Below are 4,944 nucleotides of genomic sequence, written 5' to 3'. Positions count from 1 at the left end.
GTGCTGGAGGGTGGCAGGCTATAGATTTCGCTGTTGGGGATGAAGTCTGACATGGCGGGGTGGGAATAAGAGTGACAGGAGGGATCCAGATCCCAGGGTTTTTGAAAAACCCTGGGATCTTTTGCCGCAAGAAATCGCGCGAAGGGTGCGAAACCCTCCGCGAAATGAGAAACTGAGCTAACGAATCAGCAATAAAAGCTATATGCCATCGTGACATGTCACCTCGCCTTAGTCAAGGTGCTTTGTAGTTGTGGCGAAATGTCTCGACATGCCTGAAAGCAGCCCAAAAGAGCCCAAGTCAGAGTCAGCCCTAAAGCAGCTCAGAGATCGTCTAGGCCTGACGCAAGAAGAACTGTCCCGCCGCTGCGGGATACCGCTGCGAACCTATGTGCGGTGGGAGACTGGAGAGGCTACGCCAAGGCCGACGATTCCGCAAGTAAAGGCGCTGTGTAGGGAGCTAGGGGTTGCGATCGAGGACTTGCCAGATGATTTTGGCCCAAGAAGCTAATTCTTGCAATGAATATTTATTTGAGTCCCTAATTGTCCTTATTAGCTTCGAGTTGTTTTATAAGCTCTGGAGGAACAAATTCGACTTTATCTAAACCTTCTACGCCATCCCAAACAGTATTTTCATTCCATGTAATACCCCTGAGGCTACATTCTGCCATTTTGAATCTTCCGAGCCCTGGAACTTGAACGGTTTCAATGCCAAAATTAGGATGCCTGCCAAATTTAGCATTCTTCAAATTCGCATTTTCCAGATGTGCGCCCTCAAGATTTGTATCCCTCAAATCTGCATCTTCAAGATTGGCTGCGAATAAGTTTGCATCCTTGAGGTTTACACCCCAAAGATTTGCATTCTTGAGATTCGCACTGCAAAGAATGGTTTTTTTTAGGCTCGCAAAGCTTAAATCTACATTTTCCAAGTTGGCAGAACTTAAGTTAGCATTCCTAAGGTCACTTCCGAATATAACTGAATTACGGAAATTTACTTCGCAAAGAAAAGAATCTCTGAAATCGGAAGATGCTAGGATTGTCTCCTCGAAATTAGCTCTATCAAGCTTACTCCATCTCAACCGAATACCATGTAAGTCCGATTTTGATACATCAGTTCCTTGGAGACTAACGCCGTCTCTATTTAAATCTTCTAATGCTTGAACTCTTCCACCATTTCCTGTCTGTCCCTGTGCAGATGTAATGACTTGCCATGCCTCATAGTGCTCTTTCTTTCTACGTGTTCTTATTTCAAGAAGAAAAATTATAGCGGCAGTTACTATCGCTATCGACTCAGCATTTCCAAAGGCAGTCTTAAGCACATCAGCTACCGAGTATTGCTTCAGATCAGCCAACCAGATTGATACTGCAATAACCAAAATGGCAACTAAAAGTAGTGTAAGAATTCTAGATGAAAGATTTCTATAAATGCGGATAAGTTGTAGGTGAACTGGAATTTGCGGAGTTGAACTAGAATGCAATATATATTTGATAAGCATAATTGCAATTTTTCGCCCAACAGGTTCCCACTTGCTAGGGTGAGGAGAAGCTAGCCACTTAATATGTTTGATCGGCCTTCCCATGATTTTATGGCTTAGTGGATAAACATATATTTTTGTTTTTTCTGTCGCTCGATAGGATGTGTTTTTGCTAAGGCGATGCTTTGCTTGCCCATGCTACTCCGTGGGCAGTTTGGCTACTAAGGCCGAGCGCCTCTGCTCCCATCATTCATCGGTCGCTTCAACAGGCTCGCCGCTCTCTAAGCCCTCTAGTAAAAGTGCTTCGATCTTCGCCTGCTGAGCGAGTCGGTCTTGCTCTCTCAAAACCAAATGCACCAGGTAATCGGTTGCTGTGTCAAAGCCCGCTTGCTCAGCTTGTTGAGTGATTACCCTTTCTAAATCATCTGACAAGGAAATATTCAGCATTTAGATACTTCTGTAGCAGCACATTTCAACCGTCAGCCGATAGAGGCCTTTGCTGTCGCTGCTTTAGGAACTCTGCAAAATCTAGCACCTCCGCCACCAGATCGTCAGGTAGCTGACTGGCTAAAACCCGCAGAGAACTGCGATCGCCCATCATCTCCCGCGCTGCTGCCAAACGCTTGAGCTGGTGCGGGTAGACCGTCTCAACCCCAAGGGTCTCCATAAAGGCATCGGGGTCATCTTGAGCAGCGGGAATAAAATCTCCAGTGTCGTCGTACTTCACCCATTGGCCAAACAGCTCCACCAAAAAGGCTGCGCCCTCATTAAATACTTCAACGATCGCCCCTGGTGTACCCTCCGGCGCAATATCACCTTCTACCAGAGGCACCGCCTCCAAAAGTTGCACACTGTCGAGAAGCTGAAACTGAGTCATGATAAACCTCCTGTGCGATCGGGTACAGCTGTTACGAACCGGGCAACGCTCGTCCCAAACTCAATAATCCAAACGGTACGCACTCGCCTCACTAGACCAGAGTGGCCACCAAGCAATAGGTATGCTCGGTAAATTCTGCCATATTCATTCTGGCTTTGGTAAGTCAATGCTTCAGGAGTAACAGCCGACAGTATGGCAGTACGAATCGCAGCGGGCGAACGAAAACCCATAATGCCAGTCCAGAATCTCTGTTTATCTCCCCCTTGTCCAGGCTTGCCCGTAGTACTAAACAGATATTCTGCCTTCTCCAGAGGAAAATCGAATCTCTCTGGTTGCGAATCCGAACGATCCATGCCTGTTCACCCTTTCGATCAGCTGGCGCTGTTCGTCAGCGGTAATGTGTCGCCTAGGCATAAACCGCTGGCGGTTGCAGACCCAACTGGGTCATCTGTATGCCGTCTTAGCCTGACTACTCCCGCTCAAGAATGCTGACGATATCCTGTGAGCCATAAAAATTCGGATGCCTGCAACCGCTACAGGCAACAGCCTGAGCTGTGCGGGTAACTTTACTGTGCTGGCTCCGCCCGCAGGTTCAACAGCAGGCCCTAGCGCTATGCTAAGGCTCTAGCCCCGCCACCGCCGTTATGAGCCAAACCTACAAAGCTATCGGCATCAACCTCAAAGCCATTCCCCTGGGGGAGAGCGATCGCCTGCTGACCATTCTCACTCCCGATGTTGGCCTCATTCGAGCCGTGGCACCGGGATCGCGCAAGCATCAGTCGCGGCTGGGGGGCCGCAGCGATTTATTTGTTATCAACGAGTGCCTGGTGGTCAAGGGCAAACGCCTCGACAAACTGATTCAGGCTGAAACGGTGCGCACCTTTCCAGGGTTGAGCCAGCACCTGGGCCGCCTGACCGCCAGCCAATACCTGGCGGAGGTGGTGCTGCTCATGGCCCTCAGCGACTGCCCCCAGAGTGAGCTATTTCAGGTGTTTGTCGAGCACCTGGGGCGGCTAGAGACCGCTGCACCCTCAGCCCTGCTGGCGGGGCTGTGCCACGGGCTCTATCATCTGCTGGCCCTGGCCGGGGTGGCCCCGGAGGTGCACCAGTGTACCCGCAGCCGGAGGTCGATTGTGCCCGATTTGCTCGACCCCACCTGGCGGGTGGAGTTTAGCGCCGAGGCAGGTGGGCTGGTGCAGACGGTTAACGACAAATTTTTGACGCCAGGGCAGCGACACCCAAATCGACCGACCCTACTCACCGCCACCGATGTAGCCCTGCTGCAACAGTTGAGCAAACCTGAAATTTTGTCCACCGGGGTGACGGGGCCCGAAACCGCAGGTAGCATAAAAAATCAACAACTATGGTCACGGGTAGAACGGCTTCTGCGAGAATATACCCAGGACTATTTTGAACGGCCAATTCGGTCAGCTAGCTTAGTTGATGTCTGTTTTGCTACTGTTTAAACTGCCTAATAATGAGCTACTCAGCGCCCAGGTTTCTTTGGTTACCCCATGCTCCGTGAGTTTGATGCCGATACAGACGCGACTGAAGCAACTGAGGCCAATAGCCTACCTCAGGCCCAAGCCTCGGGAAATGGCAAAGACCCAGAGTCTGGCTCTGCTGTTGAGCTAGAGTCCCAGGATCTAGGGTCATCCTCTTCTGTAGCCCAGCCTGAACCCCAAGAGGTCAACCCCGAAAACAGGTTTTCGGCTATTTTCCAAAACCGCAACTTTTTAATTTTATGGACTGGTCAGCTCTTTTCTCAGCTGGCTGACAAGGTCTATTTAGTCTTGATGATCGCCATCATTGCAGCCCGGTTTGAGACCCCTGGCCAAACGATTAGTGGCTGGGTTTCGGCGGTGATGATTGCGTTTACCATTCCGGCGGTGCTGTTTGGGGCGCTGGCCGGAGTGTTTGTCGATCGCTGGCGTAAGCGCCCGGTGCTGGTGTGGTCTAACCTGCTGCGCGGTGGTCTAGTCATTGCCTTGCCGCTGGGTATCTGGTTGACGGCGGGCTGGGGCACGGTACTGGGGCTGCCGGTGGCTTTCTGGCTATTGCTAACAATCACATTTTTGATTTCAACCCTGACTCAGTTTTTTGCCCCTGCCGAGCAGTCGATTATTCCGCTGATTGTGGCTGAAAACGACCTGATGTCAGCTAACTCGCTATATACCACCACCATGATGGCTTCGGTGATTGTGGGCTTTGCGGTGGGGGAACCACTGCTGGCGCTAGCCGATCGCCTGATGTTGGCCGTTGGTATCGCCGACAATGGCCCGGCTATTTTGGTGGGGCTGAGCTATCTGGTAGCGGGGCTGTGCCTGATGACGATGGTTCCTGGCAAAGAAAAACTTTCTGCCACCCACGAAGACCTGATGGATTTTTGGGCCGACATTAAAGAGGGCCTGAGCTATTTGGGAAAACAGGTACAGGTGCGGGTGGCGATCGTGCAGCTGGTGCTGCTGTCGTCGGTGTTTGCGGCCCTGGCCGTGCTGGCCGTGCGGCTAGCGGAGATGATTCCGGCGATTAAGGCTTCGCAGTTTGGCTTTTTGTTAGCAGCGGGTGGTCTTGGCCTAGGGCTGGGGGCGGTGC

The 4,944-nt window shown here is 51.3% G+C and carries 7 protein-coding genes; 3 read left to right on the top strand and 4 right to left on the bottom strand.

The annotated features are described in order from the left end of the window. Window positions 1-268 precede the first annotated feature (268 nt). Complete coding sequence (locus IQ254_RS29740; protein ID WP_193969754.1) at window positions 269-508, top strand: helix-turn-helix transcriptional regulator; 240 nt, start codon at window positions 269-271, stop codon at window positions 506-508. Window positions 509-536: 28 nt separating this feature from the next. On the opposite strand, the gene IQ254_RS29735 is transcribed toward IQ254_RS29740, so the two are convergent. From IQ254_RS29735 to IQ254_RS34110, 4 genes are all read right to left on the bottom strand, one after another. Continuing rightward, a complete protein-coding gene (locus tag IQ254_RS29735) occupies window positions 537-1,577 on the bottom strand; it encodes a pentapeptide repeat-containing protein (protein WP_193969753.1) in 1,041 nt (346 codons plus the stop codon). A gap of 141 nt (window positions 1,578-1,718) precedes the next feature. Beyond that, window positions 1,719-1,919 carry a type II toxin-antitoxin system ParD family antitoxin gene (locus IQ254_RS29730; protein WP_193969752.1) on the bottom strand — a complete coding sequence of 67 codons (201 nt, stop codon included), beginning with the start codon at window positions 1,917-1,919 and terminating at the stop codon, window positions 1,719-1,721. Between the two features lie 25 nt (window positions 1,920-1,944). Next, window positions 1,945-2,349 (bottom strand): DUF2281 domain-containing protein, encoded by a 405-nt coding sequence (locus IQ254_RS29725; RefSeq protein WP_193969751.1) that lies wholly within the window; start codon window positions 2,347-2,349, stop codon window positions 1,945-1,947. Next, on the bottom strand, window positions 2,346-2,702 hold the full coding sequence (locus tag IQ254_RS34110; protein WP_369011371.1) for a DUF6883 domain-containing protein: 357 nt from the start codon (window positions 2,700-2,702) through the stop codon (window positions 2,346-2,348). Before IQ254_RS34110 ends, IQ254_RS29725 begins: the two co-directional genes overlap by 4 nt. 291 nt (window positions 2,703-2,993) lie before the next feature. Here IQ254_RS34110 and recO point away from each other — a divergent pair, with 291 nt between their 5' ends. Both recO and IQ254_RS29715 read left to right on the top strand, forming a co-directional pair. After that, window positions 2,994-3,815, top strand: a complete 822-nt coding sequence (recO, locus tag IQ254_RS29720) for a DNA repair protein RecO (RefSeq protein ID WP_193969750.1) — start codon at window positions 2,994-2,996, stop codon at window positions 3,813-3,815. Between the two features lie 48 nt (window positions 3,816-3,863). Further along, the coding region (locus tag IQ254_RS29715; RefSeq protein WP_193969749.1) for an MFS transporter at window positions 3,864-4,944 on the top strand (1,081 nt) is incomplete at its 3' end.

The organism is Nodosilinea sp. LEGE 07088 (assembly GCF_015207395.1).
Taxonomy (GTDB): Bacteria; Cyanobacteriota; Cyanobacteriia; order Phormidesmidales; family Phormidesmidaceae; genus Nodosilinea.
Note: the sequence above shows the minus strand (reverse complement) of the source record. Positions and strands in the feature narration are given on the sequence as shown.